Annotated in this window: 16 protein-coding genes and 1 tRNA gene; 13 read left to right on the forward strand and 4 right to left on the reverse strand. The window is 59.6% G+C overall.

Annotated features, from left to right (window positions below; all coding sequences use genetic code 11):
* Nucleotide 1 precedes the first annotated feature (1 nt).
* The 3 genes from H7H48_RS13265 to ppa all read left to right on the forward strand — a co-directional run bounded on the left by H7H48_RS13265 (nt 2) and on the right by ppa (nt 1,980).
* Nucleotides 2-646 (forward strand): TPM domain-containing protein, encoded by a 645-nt coding sequence (locus H7H48_RS13265; RefSeq protein WP_229449537.1) that lies wholly within the window; start codon nt 2-4, stop codon nt 644-646.
* An 88-nt stretch (nt 647-734) separates the two neighbouring features.
* On the forward strand, nt 735-1,241 hold the full coding sequence (locus H7H48_RS13270) for a GNAT family N-acetyltransferase (RefSeq protein WP_229449538.1): 507 nt from the start codon (nt 735-737) through the stop codon (nt 1,239-1,241).
* 205 nt (nt 1,242-1,446) lie between these two features.
* On the forward strand, nt 1,447-1,980 hold the full coding sequence (gene ppa, locus H7H48_RS13275; protein WP_007010652.1) for an inorganic diphosphatase: 534 nt from the start codon (nt 1,447-1,449) through the stop codon (nt 1,978-1,980).
* 12 nt (nt 1,981-1,992) lie between these two features.
* Here the strand turns inward: ppa and H7H48_RS13280 are convergent, their stop codons facing one another.
* From H7H48_RS13280 to H7H48_RS13290, 3 genes are read right to left on the reverse strand one after another with little or no spacing between them, the layout of a single operon-like run.
* Nucleotides 1,993-2,604 (reverse strand): hypothetical protein, encoded by a 612-nt coding sequence (locus H7H48_RS13280; protein ID WP_229449539.1) that lies wholly within the window; start codon nt 2,602-2,604, stop codon nt 1,993-1,995.
* A gap of 54 nt (nt 2,605-2,658) precedes the next feature.
* Nucleotides 2,659-2,985, reverse strand: coding sequence for a DUF167 family protein (locus H7H48_RS13285; RefSeq protein WP_229449540.1), 327 nt, complete (start codon nt 2,983-2,985; stop codon nt 2,659-2,661).
* A 3-nt stretch (nt 2,986-2,988) separates the two neighbouring features.
* Complete coding sequence (locus tag H7H48_RS13290; protein ID WP_229449541.1) at nt 2,989-3,279, reverse strand: YggT family protein; 291 nt, start codon at nt 3,277-3,279, stop codon at nt 2,989-2,991.
* A gap of 249 nt (nt 3,280-3,528) precedes the next feature.
* Between H7H48_RS13290 and H7H48_RS13295 the strand changes: the two genes are divergently transcribed.
* Nucleotides 3,529-3,604 (forward strand) — tRNA-Ala (locus tag H7H48_RS13295).
* Between the two features lie 114 nt (nt 3,605-3,718).
* Here the strand turns inward: H7H48_RS13295 and H7H48_RS13300 are convergent.
* On the reverse strand, nt 3,719-4,705 hold the full coding sequence (locus H7H48_RS13300) for a sugar-binding transcriptional regulator (RefSeq protein WP_229449542.1): 987 nt from the start codon (nt 4,703-4,705) through the stop codon (nt 3,719-3,721).
* A 156-nt stretch (nt 4,706-4,861) separates the two neighbouring features.
* On the opposite strand from H7H48_RS13300, the gene H7H48_RS13305 reads away from it, so the two are divergent.
* The 9 genes from H7H48_RS13305 (at nt 4,862) to H7H48_RS13345 (ending at nt 14,441) form a co-directional block, all read left to right on the forward strand.
* Nucleotides 4,862-5,818: a substrate-binding domain-containing protein gene (locus H7H48_RS13305; protein ID WP_229449543.1), complete on the forward strand. Its 957-nt coding sequence runs from the start codon at nt 4,862-4,864 to the stop codon at nt 5,816-5,818.
* Nucleotides 5,819-5,899: 81 nt separating this feature from the next.
* Nucleotides 5,900-7,426, forward strand: coding sequence for a sugar ABC transporter ATP-binding protein (locus H7H48_RS13310; RefSeq protein ID WP_229449544.1), 1,527 nt, complete (start codon nt 5,900-5,902; stop codon nt 7,424-7,426).
* Nucleotides 7,423-8,418 (forward strand): ABC transporter permease, encoded by a 996-nt coding sequence (locus H7H48_RS13315; RefSeq protein WP_229449545.1) that lies wholly within the window; start codon nt 7,423-7,425, stop codon nt 8,416-8,418. The genes H7H48_RS13310 and H7H48_RS13315 overlap by 4 nt, the downstream gene beginning before the upstream one ends.
* A gap of 10 nt (nt 8,419-8,428) precedes the next feature.
* Nucleotides 8,429-9,484, forward strand: a complete 1,056-nt coding sequence (locus H7H48_RS13320) for a thiamine pyrophosphate-dependent dehydrogenase E1 component subunit alpha (RefSeq protein WP_229449546.1) — start codon at nt 8,429-8,431, stop codon at nt 9,482-9,484.
* 4 nt (nt 9,485-9,488) lie between these two features.
* The gene (locus H7H48_RS13325) at nt 9,489-10,478 is read left to right on the forward strand and encodes an alpha-ketoacid dehydrogenase subunit beta (RefSeq protein WP_229449547.1); all 990 of its coding nucleotides are present in this window, start codon (nt 9,489-9,491) and stop codon (nt 10,476-10,478) included.
* On the forward strand, nt 10,475-11,731 hold the full coding sequence (locus H7H48_RS13330) for an alpha/beta fold hydrolase (protein WP_229449548.1): 1,257 nt from the start codon (nt 10,475-10,477) through the stop codon (nt 11,729-11,731). The genes H7H48_RS13325 and H7H48_RS13330 overlap by 4 nt, the downstream gene beginning before the upstream one ends.
* Nucleotides 11,724-12,062, forward strand: coding sequence for a carboxymuconolactone decarboxylase family protein (locus H7H48_RS13335; RefSeq protein WP_229449549.1), 339 nt, complete (start codon nt 11,724-11,726; stop codon nt 12,060-12,062). The genes H7H48_RS13330 and H7H48_RS13335 overlap by 8 nt, the downstream gene beginning before the upstream one ends.
* Nucleotides 12,063-12,183: 121 nt before the next feature.
* On the forward strand, nt 12,184-13,671 hold the full coding sequence (locus H7H48_RS13340; RefSeq protein ID WP_229449550.1) for an FGGY family carbohydrate kinase: 1,488 nt from the start codon (nt 12,184-12,186) through the stop codon (nt 13,669-13,671).
* A complete protein-coding gene (locus tag H7H48_RS13345) occupies nt 13,668-14,441 on the forward strand; it encodes an SDR family NAD(P)-dependent oxidoreductase (RefSeq protein WP_229449551.1) in 774 nt (257 codons plus the stop codon). Before H7H48_RS13340 ends, H7H48_RS13345 begins: the two co-directional genes overlap by 4 nt.
* Nucleotides 14,442-14,958: the final 517 nt, after the last annotated feature.

A 14,958-nucleotide genomic window follows, 5' to 3' on the forward strand; every position in this document is an offset into this window, starting at 1 on the left:
AATGACACGACACATCAAACGGCTTTCCGAGGCCGAACATGCGCGCATCGCCCGGGCAATCAGCGAAGCCGAGAAGAAGACATCGGGTGAGATATATTGCGTGCTCGCGCGTTCGAGTGATGCCTATCTCTATCCTGCCTGCCTGATTGTGGCGCTTGCCATCCTCATTTTGGGGCCGTTCCTCGCCTTTGCGCTCAGCTACTGGTGGATATCCATCGATACGATGATTTTTGCGGTGGCTCAGCTTGCTGCTTTCGGCGCCGCTGCAGGATTGGTGACAGCGTTCGAGGGACTGCGTGTGGCGCTGGTGCCAAAAGCGCTGAAATACAGACGCGCGCACGCAAACGCGCAAAACCAGTTCCTTGCCCACAACATTCACGTTACCGAAGGTCGGACCGGTGTTCTCATTTTCGTTTCGTTGGCGGAACGCTATGTGGAAATCGTGGCCGATTCCGAGATCGATGCCCGCGTTGAGCAGACAGTCTGGAACGAGGGCGTTGCGCTGATGCTGGAGCACGCGCGGCGCGGGACCCTGGCTGATGGTTTCGTGGAAACGGTAGCATATACAGGCGAGGTGCTTTCTCGGCATTTTCCCGCCGGACGACGTAATTCCAATGAAATCGCGGACCGTTTGACCGAAATCTGAGAGCTTTTCGGCGATTTGTGTGTGACTGCAAAGATGCGTGCTCTAATGCTTGCGCATGTCGACCCGACGCAGCTATGGTTAAGAAACCATGAACACGCTGACGATCGATATCAGACGAGCAGAGCCGTACGACGCCGAGGCTATCGCCGAGGTCCATGACAGCGCGTGGCGCGGCGCATACACCGGCATTATCCCCTATCAGGCTCTTGGACGGATGATTGGCCGTCGCGGGCCGCGCTGGTGGGCCAACGCGATACGCCGCTCCGCTACCGTTCTGGTGATCGAGATAGGTGGCGAGATTGCTGGCTATGCAACGCTCGGGCGGAACCGTGCTCGAGAACTCAGTCAGGAAGGCGAGATCTACGAGCTCTACCTCCGGCCTGAATATCAGGGTGTCGGGCTTGGTCGCCGGCTCTTCCAGGCAGCGCGCGATATGCTGGAAGCCCATGGCCTTAAAGGGCTTGTCGTCTGGGCGCTCGAGGACAATGAACCGGCTCTCGCATTTTATTCGGGTGCTGGCGGACGAGATATCGCAGAGGGTGTAGAAGTGTTTGAGCACCGTGCGCTCCGCAAGCTGGCTTTTGTCTGGGATTAAGGCCTGGCCTCGCGTTTTCAACGCATTCATATAGCCAAGCTGAGCGGCAAAACTTTCGCACTGCACCATTCGCTGCATTGCCATGCGGCTTATGACGCGATAAAGCGGCAGCCATCCGTTTCCGGGCTGCTCCGTCTGGCTGACTCCACCGTCGTCATGCCGGTATCCGGCAGCCATAACTGTCAGAACAGAGGTTGCTTTTCCCATGCGCATAGACGCCATCTCCACCGGTGACAATCCGCCAGAAGACGTGAACGTCATCATCGAAGTGCCGGTCGGCGGTCAGCCGATCAAATACGAGATGGACAAGAACTCCGGGACGCTGGTCGTTGACCGGTTCCTGTACACGCCGATGACCTATCCGGGCAATTACGGCTTCGTGCCCCACACACTGTCCGACGATGGCGATCCAATTGATGTGTTGGTCTGCAACACACGCCAGCTCATCCCCGGCTGCGTTATCAACGTCCGGCCGATCGGCGTGCTCATAATGGAAGACAATTCCGGCCAGGACGAGAAGATCATTGCCGTACCATCGCCGCACCTGACACGCCGCTATGAAAACGTGACGAACTACACAGACCTGCCGGAAATCACGCTCCAGCAGATCCAGCACTTCTTTGAGCACTACAAGGATCTGGAGCCCGGCAAGTGGGTGAAGATCGGCGACTGGATGGATGCAGCGGCGGCCCGAAAGCTGATCGTCGAGGCCGTCGAGCGGGCCAAGGCGAGCAAGTAAGAGGGGCGGCGCTCAACCGCCGCCATCGCTGCCTGTCGTCATGGGCAGCGGCACATCGCCGGCGTCGATCACCGGCTGATCCGCGCCACACGCGAAATCGAAAGCCTGCCCATCGGCGATGCGGCGGGCTTTTTCATTGGCATTTTCGTTGCCGGTGGCGACAACATATCCGATGACGCAGCCTTCCCGCCCGAAAACCTGCCCGACCTTTTCTACGGCAAGTACTTCGATCTTGTCGCCTACACCCTCGCCATCGTCAATGAACCATCGGTGGATCGTTGCGAAGGGCCACTTGCGGTCACCATCGCTCATAATGCGCCATTCTATGGTCGATCCCGTGGAATTGAAGCCGGCAAAGCTTTCCCATTCTGGCGCGAGATCCCCATCTGGCGGGAAGCCGTAAAAGATCGATTCCCGCGCATCACCATAGTAAATGAGCACCGGGTAGCCACGCCAACCCTCGCAGACGAAATTCATCCATTCACCTGGATCATCGGCTGCAGGGGCGGCAAATGCCGCGCAATTCTCTTGTGTGTTTATTTCGGTGTAGGCGCTCTCGATCTCGCTGGCTTGTGCCAGGCCCCCAAGCGCTGCTACCAGAATTCCCGCTATTGCCAGTCGCATAAGCCATGCTCCTTCCTTAAGGGAAGTGAGCATAGACGCATTTCATGACAACGCCTATCGGCGTGTGACGACCGCCCCAATGCGCGCGAGGAGCTCCTCGGGCATTCCCTGGATTTCCACTGTCTTGAGCCGCGCCGTGGCTCCACCGGTAACCGAAACCGAGGTTGGGGGAACCTCGCACTCTTTGGCGAGCAGCTTCTCCAGTGCGGCGTTGGCTTTGCCATTCTCTGGAACGGCACGCACGCGCGCTTTCAGATGACAACGGCCGTCCGCGGTCTCGCCAGGGCCTTCGATCGCGTCGCGCGCGGATCTTGGCGTCAGGCGCACGAGAAGCGTCAGCCCTTGGTCAGATAACCGACAGAAGGCCGGTACCTCGACCATGCTTCACAAAAGAGCGGGAGCGATGGTCGTCAGTATGAACTGTCGAACGAAGAACAATATCAGCAGCAGGATGATCGGCGAGATGTCGATGCCGCCGAGATCGGGCAAAAGATTCCGTATCGGTCGTAGCGCAGGCTCCGTGACGCGAAAGAGAAAATTGCCGACCGAACCCACAAACTGGTTGCGGGGATTGACCACGTTGAACGCGTAAAGCCAGGAAAAAACAGCTGACCCGATAATCAGCCACCAATAAATGTCGAGCGCCATGATGATGGTCTGGATAAGCGCGAGCATGCCGGTCTCCTGGGCGGTGTTAAGCGCGGCGGTCGGGAAGCGGCGGCGATAACAACCTTCGCTTCCTCAGCCGCGAATTTTGCGACATGTAGCCATTGCCGATGGATGCGGCAAGTCTGACGCGGTCATTTGCCGGATCGGGGCGGGAAATTGGGGGCGGATGTTTGCGTCTACGGAGAGATTGAAGCAGGTGATCTGGATTCTTGACAGCCTGCCTTTAGCGGACATAAATGCGGGTCACCGGCGAATGGGGCTGTAGCTCAGATGGGAGAGCGCGTCGTTCGCAATGACGAGGTCAGGGGTTCGATTCCCCTCAGCTCCACCAACCACCCGCCGGTTGAGTTTCCTTGCCCATTGATTTTTAGAAGGCATTGGCCTTTTCGCCTTTTCCGACCATCCGGTGAGCCGCTTGGCACAGGAAATCGGGGTGCTGCGGGTCTTAATTCTTGCAGCCGGCGATCTCGTGAATGGCGCGCGCCGTATCGCCATCCACGACAAGTGTTTTGATAATGCCGCTTTCAAGCAAGGCGCAGGTGGCTTCCGCTTTTTCGATGCCGCCGGACAGCAGGACTGTATGGGTAGCGCGCAGCGCCTCAAAACCCACTGCCAGGGTCCGCTGGTTAAGCACATGCTGGACAGGCGCCCCGTGGGCGTCAAAGAAAATTCCGTTCGTATCACCAATCGCGCCTGCCTCGTGAAGCTCGTTGAGCTCGACTTGCGAGATCATGCCTGAACGACGAAGCAAGGAGTGCTCCGTGAGTTCGCCGACAGAGATGATGGCCATATCCGGCTGCCTGGCCATTTCGAGAACGGAGCGCACGGTGGTCTGCGACAACAGTATATCGCGGTCCTCCGGAGTGTTGGCAATGAACGGCACCGGCAGGAAATAGCCTTCGGCGCCGGTCGCCCTTGCCAGTGCCTGCACCACTTCAAATGGATTGAAGGCGCTGTTGGCGGTGAGTGAGCCCATAAGACTGACAAAGCGCGCTCCGGGTGCGCTGACGCCGGCCATGTTGCGCGTGATGTGGTCAAGGGTGCGGCCCCAGCCCGTGCCGATCACGGCGTCACCCTTGCGTGTGATCAGTTCTCTCACCAGCGTCGCCGCCAGCGATCCAACGGCGCGACGTGGGTATTCGGAAAGAGCACCTGGTAATTGAACGTCTCTGCCGAGGCCCAGAGCGGGGGAGCAGATGCACCGTTCGAGATTGAAGCGTTGGCGCAGCTCGTCCTCCACCTCCAGGAGACCGTTGCTCCGTGAATCGATCGAGATCGACACGATGCCGGCATCCTTGGCGCTTTGCAGCAGCTTGTTCACGCGCGCTCTGGTGGTGCCCAGGCGGTTTGCGGTCTCTTCCTGATTGAGCCCCCCAACATAGTAGATCCATGCCGCACGGCTCATCAGTTCGTGGTCGTCACTCTCGATCATGATGATCTCCTAAACGGTGGCGCTTGGACTGACAATCGAATATCGGCATCGAATTACAAATGTATCGATGCTTGACAAATGTATCAAGCCGCGTCACGTTTGGCTTGTGGATGCCATCGGGAGGGCCGTGGGCATCTTCAGTTCAGGGAGGAAATCATGAACAAGTTTGCAAAGAGCCTGGGACGCTGCGTGGCCGCAGGCGCTGTAATCGCAGCCACCACTGCCGTCGGCTTCACGCAGGATGCGCTGGAAATCGCGTGGGTTCATTCAAATGCTGCCGCTCAGTCCGAGCAGCGGGTCAAGGCGGGGTTCGAGGAATGGCTGGGTGAGAGCGGAAATTCCTGGAATGTCAGTTTCCTCGACAGCCAGGGCTCGGGCGAGGCCACCGCGTCGAATCTTCAGGATGCTGTTTCGCGCGGTGTGGACGCGATCATCATTACGATGTCGGACTTGCGCGCATCCAAGGCAGCTATCGACGTGGCCATCGAGGCTGGAATTCCGGTTTTCTCAGTCGATAGTGGTTTCGTTGAAGGCATTCAGGTGGATGTCACCACCAACAATTGGGCGATGTCGGCCGATGTCTCTCCGTATCTTCTCGATCAGATTGGCGGCGAGGGCAATCTCGTCTTCTTCCGCATGGCCGAGCACCATGGAACACGCAAGCGCGGCGACGTCATGGAGAAGGTCCTTCAGGAATACGGCAATGTGAAAGTGCTGGCCGAGCACAATATCGATTACACGGCCTTCTTCGAGGACACGACGTCTTCGATGCAGGACTATGTGGCGCGCTTCGGTGACGAGATTGACGCTGTCTGGGCGCCCTGGGATGAACCGGCGCAAGCGACCATCAACGTCATGAAAGCTGCGGGGCTGACCGATGTGAAAGTCATCGGCATCGACGGACACCCTCAGGCCGTTGCCGAGGTCTGCAAGCCGGACAGCATGATGATTGCAACTGTGAGCCAGCCCTTTGAGGGCATGGGGGCACAGGTCGGCGAGTGGATCAAATCCATCGTGGTGGACGGCAAGGCGCGCGACGAGGTGATTCCGAGCGACATCGTCTACATGGACGCGCCTCTCGTGACGAAGCAGAACTGCAAGGACTTTATGTAGTCAAACGAGCTTGCGGACGGGGCGCATCTGGCGGCCCGTCCCGCGCTGTCCCATTTCACCAATCTCGACAGGAGACCGTGCATGTCGGTGCATCTTGCCGATATCCTCATGGAATTTCCGGGCACGCGAGCACTGGATCGCGTCGATGTGACATTCCGCTATGACGAAGTGCACGGTCTTGTCGGCGAGAACGGTGCCGGGAAAAGTACATTCGTCAACATTCTCGGTGGTTCACTCCAGCCCACGGGGGGATCCATCACCGTGAATGACAGCGCGGTGGTCCTTTCCAGCCCGCGCGTCGCGCTTGGCCATGGCATTGCGCATGTGAGCCAGGAGGGGAGCCTCGTACCCTCGCTGACCGGTGCGGAAAACATCATGCTCGGAGCAGAACCGCGCCGTCCTCTCGGTATCGTGCGCCGGCGCACGCTGCGAAGTGAGGCCGAACGCCTGATGTCGACATGGTTTCCAGGCTTGGAGATGGATCTTCACCGGCCGGTCAAGGACCTTGCGATGGCCGATCAGAAAGTCATCGAGATCGTGCGGGCGCTCAGGGGGGACATTCGGCTTCTCATTCTCGATGAGCCCACGGCGACATTGGAAGCGCGGGAGAAGAGGCGGCTCTGGGACATCATCCAGTCCCTGCCTTCAAAGGGTGTGGGTGTCGTGTTGATCTCCCATTTCCTGACTGAGGTCGTGGCGCTTTGCGATCGGATCACCGTCTTGCGCGACGGCCGGCATGTCGGGACACTGGACAAGGGGAACGCCACAGAAGCCGATCTCACAAATCTCATGCTGAGGCGGGAACAGGACGCCTGTTCGGATATGCCCGAAACCCGCACGCGCGATGTTCGGCCATCGCCGGCGGTGGCAGGACCAGTGGTCTTGTCCGTTGAAGACTGGAAGACCGGAGCAGTCGAAATAGATCGTTTCGTGCTGCGGCGGGGCGAAATTGTCGGGTTGATCGGGCTGACAGGGGCCGGACATTTCGGCTTTGCGCGCTCGCTCTACACGCGTCAGGGTAAATTGCGCGGGACGATTTCCGTTAACGGCAGCGAGGTCCGCGCTGGGGGAATCCGCGCCATGCAAAGAGCCGGCGTAGCATTGGTTCCGGACCAGCGCATGGAGAACGCACTCGCCGGCGAGGGGAGCGTCGTTGAGAACCTGACCATGGTTCACTCGCAGTTTGCTGCGCGGGGTGGTGTGTTGAGCCGCCGCAGGGAAAGCCAAGAAGCGGCTCGAATCATCGAACTTCTGAACGTCAAGACACCGAGTCAGCGCCAGCTGATCCGTAATCTCTCGGGCGGAAACAAGCAGAAAGTCTCCATAGGCAAATGGCTGTATGGTGCCGACGACAAGTACAGCGTCCTGATTTTCGTTGAACCGACCGAAGGCGTCGATATCGGGGCGAAGATGGAAATCTATGCTCATCTGCGCCGGCTTGCAGAGCGTGGGGCGGCAATCCTCATCGCCTCGTCGGATCTGGGCGAGGTTGCGGAACTGTGCCATCGCGCCGTCCCCTTTGTTCACGGCAGGCCAGGGGATGACATACCGGCCGCCGAATTCTCCGAAAGCCGTTTCATCCAAGCCATCACTGGAGATGCCGCATGACACCGCAAGCCGGCTCCCTCGGTAAGGCATCTGCTGCCGCCGAAAGCAAATCTGTCCGCTCAGACTTCATCCAGCGTTATTCGACGCTCGGGGTTCTGATTCTCATGTTCCTCGGGTTCTCCCTCTTCGTTGATCGCTTTCTGACGCCGTTCAACCTGACAAACATTCTACAGCAAATCGCCATCCTGACGATTGTCGGTTCCGGGCTGACCTTCGGCTTCGCGGCTAGGGAAATCGACCTTTCAGTGGGCTATACGGTGGGCCTTTCGGGCATCTTGGTGCCGCTGCTTCTCACCATGGGATATCCACTTGCCGTCGCTCTCGGCGCCGGGTTGGCAGCGGGCATCGGGGTTGGTCTCGTCAACGGACTGCTTGTCACGAAAATCGGTATCCCATCGCTCATCGCCACTCTGGCTGTGGGATCCATCCTCTTCGGCGTGAACTTTCTGATGACCGGGGGGCGCGCAATATATGGCGGTCTGCCTGACGCTTATCTCATGCTTGGCCAGGGGCGGATCTTCGGAATACCGAACCTGGCGTATTTCATGGTCATCGCCGTGGCGATTGCCTGGTTCGTCATGGAGCGAACGGTGTTCGGCCGCTATGTCTACGCTGTTGGCGGGAACCAGAAGGCAGCAGAGCTTTCGGGTGTGCATATCACGCTCTACCGGATGGCGGCGCTGGTGCTGGTCTCCGTCTTCGCGGTTATTGCCGGCGCTTTGCTGGCCGCGAGGCTGGGGTCTGGGCAACCTAATGCAGGCGAACGCTATCTGCTTGATGGGCTCGCCACCGTATTCATCGGCATGACCATGTTTCGACCCGGCACTGCCACGGTGCTTGGAACACTCTGCGGCGCGCTCTTCATCGGCGTGATCAACAATGGCCTGAACCTCATTGGAATGGACACTTACATCCAGAACATCGTGAAGGGTGTGATCATTCTCGTCGCGGTCGCCATCGTATCGCGCACCACCAAACTCAATCTCCTGTAAGGAAGGCAATATGACTGCACCCATCGACACGGCAGTTGCGGAAAAAGTGCCGCGCTCGAACACCGAGCTTCTTGCGCTCTACCGGCAGATGCGCCGGGTGCGCACATTCGAGGAGCGGGTTGGCGAGCTTTTCGTTCGCGGGCAATCGGCAGGCTCCATGCTGCATTTGTCCATCGGCGAAGAGTCGGCGGCGGTGGGCGTCGCCTCTCTGATGAGGGATGGAGACACATTCACCACTCACCACCGGGGCCATGGCATATTCCTTGCCCGGGGTGCAGATCCCAACCGCATGATGGCAGAGATCGGCGGCAAGGAAGAGGGCTATTGCCGCGGGAAGGGCGGCTCCATGCACATTGCCGACATGGGGCTTGGACACCTTGGCGCCAACGCCATTGTGGGCGGTGGCATCCCTGCTGTTGTCGGTGCCGGTCTAGCATCAAAGCGCGAGGGCAGGGGTGCGGTTTCCATCGCGTTCTTCGGTGATGGCGCGATGCAGCAGGGCATTCTCTACGAGAGTATGAACATGGCTGCGCTGTGGGACCTGCCGGTCATTTTCGTCTGCATCAACAACCAGTACGGTATGGGGACACGCATCGAGCAGGCAACAAAAGGCCGTGCGCTTCATGAACGCGGACTGGCGTTTGGGCTGAATTCGGAAACCGTTGACGGGCTGGATGTACGCGACGTGCGTGCGGCGGCGGGCCGGATTATCGACGGTGCCCGGGGAGGCACACCCGGTTTTCTTGCGGTCGAATGCTACCGCTTCTTTGGTCATGCCCGCATGGACAAGAGCCCCTACCGTACGCCTGAGGATGAAGAACAGGGACGCGCAAAAGACCCGGTTGGGTTTGCTCGCAAAGCTCTGGTTGAAAGCGGAGAGAGTAGCGAGGCTGACCTCGATGCCCTCGACGCCGAGATCGCGCAGGAAATGGACGCGACCATCGACTTCACGGTCGCCGCGCGTGAGCCGGCACTTCAGACGATGTTCCGCGACGTCTATGCGCCTGGTGAGCCGGAGCCGGAATCCGTGGCTGCCCGCATCGACCGCATTCTGGCAGGGGACTGAGACTATGGCAGAGATGACCTATAGAGACGCGCTCAAACAGGCTCTGCGCGATGCTATGGCCGAGGACGATACCGTGATGGTGATCGGTGAAGAGGTGGGTCGCTACGGTGGCGCCTACGGTGTTACCAAAGGCCTGTACGAGGAGTTCGGTCCCGACCGCTTGATCGACACGCCGATTTCCGAACCGGCGATCGTTGGCGCTGCAGTGGGTGCCGCCATGTCCGGCCTGAGACCTGTTGCTGAACTCATGTATGTGGACTTCATCGGGATGACGATGGATCAGCTGGGAAATCAGGCAGCGAAAATCCGCTATATGTTCGGTGGTCAAGTGGGTGTGCCCATGGTGCTGCGGACCCAGGGCGGAACAGGCCGTTCGGCCGGTGCCCAGCATTCCCAATCGCTCGAAGCCTATGTGATGCATACGCCCGGTCTTCGGCTCGTCATGCCAGCAACCGTCTCGGATGCCTATCATCTTCTGCGGCAGTCGCTGAAGCAACCGGACCCGGTCGTCTTCATTGAGCACAAGGCGCTCTACACGATGAAGGAAGATGTGGATCTGGCCGCGCCTGCGCCGGAGTGGGGGAAAGCCCGGGTTCACCGAACGGGAGACGATCTGGTGATCGTGACCTATTCCCGCCAACTCCACCATGTGCTCGCAGCCGCAGAGGCAATGGCCCGGAAAGGCGTGCAAGCGACGGTGATCGATCTCCGCTCCCTGAATCCGCTCGATTTCGATACCGTGCGGACACATGTTGAGCGTGTGGGCCGGGTGATGGTTGTCTCCGAGGGTGTGATGACCGCTGGCGTTGGGGCGGAACTCTCGGCCCGTATTCACGAGGAATGTTTCGATTTCCTGGCCGAGCCGGTGATCCGCGTCTGTGGCGAAGATATTCCGATTTCGGTTTCCGTCGAGCTCGAAAAGAACTCTGTGCCCACTGCAGCCTTTATCCAGACGGCGGGTGAAAAGCTTGTGGGTTTGAGGACTGCAGCATGAGCACCGTCATGCTCACAATGCCTCGCCTGGGCGAGACGATGGAAGAAGGTACCGTCTCTGAATGGCTTGTGCCCGAAGGGCAGGCCTTCGAGCGCGGGACGCCTCTGGTGGAGTTCGAAACTGACAAGACTGCTGTCGAATATCCCGCGCTCGGGTCCGGACGGTTGGTTCGCACACTGGTCACCCAGGGAGATCTTGTTCAGGTGGGTGACCCGATTGCCGAGATCGACCTGATGGGAGGCGAGGATTGGGTTTCGGGTGGGCAGGAGGATCAGTCTGCCGCCAGCGATGAGCCGGAAGATGCCGGCATTGAAGAGGCTACGGATGCACACAAGCATGCCAAGCCTCCAATGACTTCGTCCGGCCAGGAGGGGCGCGTACGCGCCACGCCCCTGGCCCGCCGTGCGGCGAACCGTGCGGGGGTCAGCATAGAGACGGTTCCCGGAACAGGGCGCAGAGGGCGTGTGGAGCTCTCTGACGTCGAGCGTTCCATCGCCGGCTCGGTTGTCTCCGCACTTGCAGCGGAAAGCTGGGGTTCCGAGACCGGCTCGCCCGTGCTCCTCGTTCACGGTTTTGCGGGGGATCGCCAGACCTTCGATCAGCTGGGCAGGGCGCTGGGGCGGGCGCAGCTTTCAGTGCGAGCGATTGATCTTCCTTCCCACGGAGAAACGGAGGCGGAGGCTCAGTCGTTCGATGATCTTGTCGACGCATTGTGCGGTGAGCTGAACCCGTCCCGTCCGGTCGCATTGGTCGGCCATTCACTCGGGGCGGCCGCCGCAATCGCTGCGGCCCACCGTAAGGGCGGTGTCTCCTCGCTCACCCTCATCGCACCGGCCGGTCTCGGATTGCATATCGATGCTGAGTTTGTTTCCGGTATGGCTCGCGCCGACAGTGTGGGCGCGGTGGGTCATTTGCTGCGAAGGCTCTCAAACCGCGCCGATGCATTTTCGCCGGCTCTGGTAACGCAGATCCACGCCGCCCTCTCGCGTGGCCGTTTGCTACGCTTGGCAGACGATATTTGCCGCGAGGGCAGACAGTTGGTCAATGTGCGAAGCGCCCTTGCATCGCTCGCCAATCAAATCCCGGTGCGTATCCTTGTGGGTACGGAGGATCGAATTCTGAACTGGCGCGACACTCTGGATGTCTCGCCGGCCATCGCACTGCATGTTTTTCCAGGTGCTGGTCACATGCCCCACTGGGATGCACCAGCCGAGGCGGTGGCGATCATCAAAAAGGGGGTGCCCGATGACTGAGGTGGATGTCCGTTCGAAGTTGAAGGCTGCAAGAGCGCGGATGGGGGGATTTGCAAAATCTGCACCGGAGCTGATGAAAGGTTTCGCTTCCATTTCCGCTGTGGCGACCAGGCAAGGTCATTTCTCCGCTTCAGACCGTGAATTGCTGGCGACAGCCATTGCCGTGGCCAGTGGCTGCGAGGACTGCATTCTCTATCATGTGGATGCTGCGAAGCGTCATGGCGCGGAGGAAGCGGCTCTTGTCGAGGCGCTGGAGGTGGCGGTCGAAATGGGCGGTGGTCCTGCTGTCATGTATGCCGGCAGGGCGATGGAGGCGTTCAGGGAGCTTTAGAGCCGCGTGGGGGACAGTTCGTCCAAGCGAAGATTGCTTTCGGAGTTTCCGAACGAACAAGATTTAGCTGCCTGATCGAGCTGAAGGTTCATTGAGGCGGGGCAACTGGGAGGAGGAGTGCGTGGCTTATTTCCTGACGGCAGACGGCGGGACCGAGAGCATACGAGCGCGTGTCTACGATCTGAAGGGAAACTGCCTTGGAACCAGTGCAGTTCCTTACCAGACCGATTTCAAGCCCGGACGGGTGGAGCAAAATCCGGAGGATTGGTGGGCGAATTTCGTTCGTGCCGCACGCGAAGCTATCCGCGAGGCAGGCGTCGACCCAAGTGGGATCGAGGCCATTTGCTACGCCACCACCTGCTGTACCGTTGTCGCTCTCGATGAAAACGGCCGAGCCTTGCGCCCAGCCATCATGTGGATGGATGTGCGCGCGCATCAGGAGGCTCAGGACGTGCTGGCCACGGGCGATGAAGCCCTGCTTTTGAACGGAGCTGGGCAAGGTCCGGTCTCCGCAGAGTGGATGATCCCGAAAGCCTTGTGGTTGAAACGAAACGAACCGCAGACCTTTGCGGATGCCCACAGGATCTGCGAGTATCAGGACTTTCTTACCTATCGCCTTACAGGCACGTGGGCGGCAAGCCTCGACAATGCCGGACTGCGCTGGCACTACCGGTCGCGCTCGGGCGGGTGGGCCTCCAGCTTGCTCGCCACACTGGACCTGTCGGAGCTTGAACAGAAATGGCCCGAGCGGGTGGTGGCGCCGGGCGAGGTGATCGGAACGCTCACCTCGGCTGCAGCCAACGAGCTGGGCCTGTCGGCGAATGTGAAAGTGGTTCAGGGTGGCGCGGATGCGCTCATCGGCATGATTGGTCTGGGGGTTCACAAACCTGGACAGCTGGCCATGATCACGGGCTCGTCCCATCTTCAGTTCGGGGTGACTGAAAGCCCTATACATGCGCCCGGCGTGTGGGGCAGCTACGCCGACATTGTGTATCCCGACCGCTGGATAGTGGAGGGCGGTCAGACTTCCACCGGCTCCATCATCAACTGGCTTTCGCGCCTGAAGGGCGCCCCACTCGATTTCGATGACCTCAACCGCAGGGCCGCTGCGCTCGAGCCGGGTTGTGACGGGCTCATCGTTCAGGATCATTTTCAGGGCAACCGCACGCCACATACCGACCCGCTTTCACGTGGTGCGATTGTTGGACTGACGCTCGGCCATGAAATTCACCACCTCTTCCGCGCTATCATGGAGGGCATCGGCTTCGGGACCCGTTCCATTCTAGATGCTTTCCGTTCGGCCGGGTATGCCGGGGAGGAGATGACCGTGGGCGGTGGCGCTACCGGGTCGGACTTGTGGCTGCAAATCCATGCGGATACGGCCGGCATTCCGGTGCGGGTGCCAGCCTCGACCGATGCGCCGTCGACAGGATCGGCGGTTCTTGCCGGCGTGGGGGCCGGGCACTTCGCAACCATCGATGAGGGTATCGGAGCGATGGTCCATGCGGGCAGGTTGATCGAGCCTCGCGCCGACAGTGTCGCTCGATACGATGAAATTTACGCGAAATACGCCGCGCTCTATCCGGCTTTGAAGGAGGTTTTGGCATGACGGCTCATGAAAATCCCGGCTCTGCCGGCAGAACGGCTCTTGTCACAGGAGCAAGCCGTGGCATCGGGGCGGCGATCGCCCGAGGGTTGGCAAAGCGCGGGTATGATGTGGCGCTCAATGATATTGAGCGGCAAGAAAGCGATCTCGAGGGGGTGGCAAAAGACATTCGTGCTCTGGGTCAACGCGCGGAGCCCCTCTATGCGGATGTCAGCAGCAAAATTGAAGTCGAGACCATGGCCCAGAAGGCGCTGGAAGCTTTCGGCAAGATTGACGTGATCGTCAACAATGCCGGCATCCTCATTGCCGGTGAAGTCGATGGCCTTCCCGAGGAGACATGGGACGCTGTGATGGACGTGAATGCGAAAGGCGCGTTCATGGTGATCCAGGCGCTCCTGCCCTCAATGAAGAACCGCGGCTATGGTCGTATCGTCAACATCGCCTCCATCGGCGGGAAGCACGGTGCACCGGAACAGGCGCACTACTCTGCCTCCAAGGCTGCGGTGATGGGATTTTCACGCGTTCTTGCTCAGGAGGTCGGGCCGCTGGGGATCACCGTGAACTGTGTGTGTCCCGGGATCATCCTGACCGATATGGGGCGAGTGAATCTGGATGATCCTCTGGTGCGCGACGCCTGGAAATCCAAAACGGCGATGGCCCGCATAGGCGACCCCGAAGATGTGGTCGGTCCTGTTGCGTTCTTCGCATCCGATGACGCGGGCTTCGTTACCGGACAGACGCTCAATGTCGACGGCGGGATCGTGTTCTCGTGATTTCGTGACGCGTGCAGTGTCGGCGGGGTCGCGCCTGCGCGCCCCCCAGGTGCTGTCATTTGGGTGTCCCACCAAGCTGTGAGCTGCTCTGACGCGTCTCTTTCCTCCTCGGCTTTTGCATCGTGTTATGCAGAGGAGGCCCGCCCTGCGTATGGGCCGATGATCTGATCTGAGATCACTCGTATCAGGCTTGTTTACAAGACCTTGCTGGGTCCGGATGCAGTCCGGCTAAAACGAACACATCTATCTCCAATATCCCTAAGGTTAGAGGAAGAAAGAGGAATTGCCTTCGCACATTCGCGCTCCGTACGCCAACAAGGGTTGCGCGAGGACCGGCCGGACAGGATGGCGATATTTCAAGTTTGAAAGACATGATTGATCGGCTTCCCGTTCTGTGATCATATGATCATTAGACTATGGGGAATTCTTAGCCGCGATGACGGGGCGTGTTTTTTGGCATGGGTCGGGCGGACGACCGGCGTTTTTCGAGCGCCTCGACGCCTTGCGCATGGTGAGA

The organism is Nitratireductor sp. B36, assembly GCF_020833685.1.
GTDB lineage: Bacteria > Pseudomonadota > Alphaproteobacteria > Rhizobiales > Rhizobiaceae > Nitratireductor.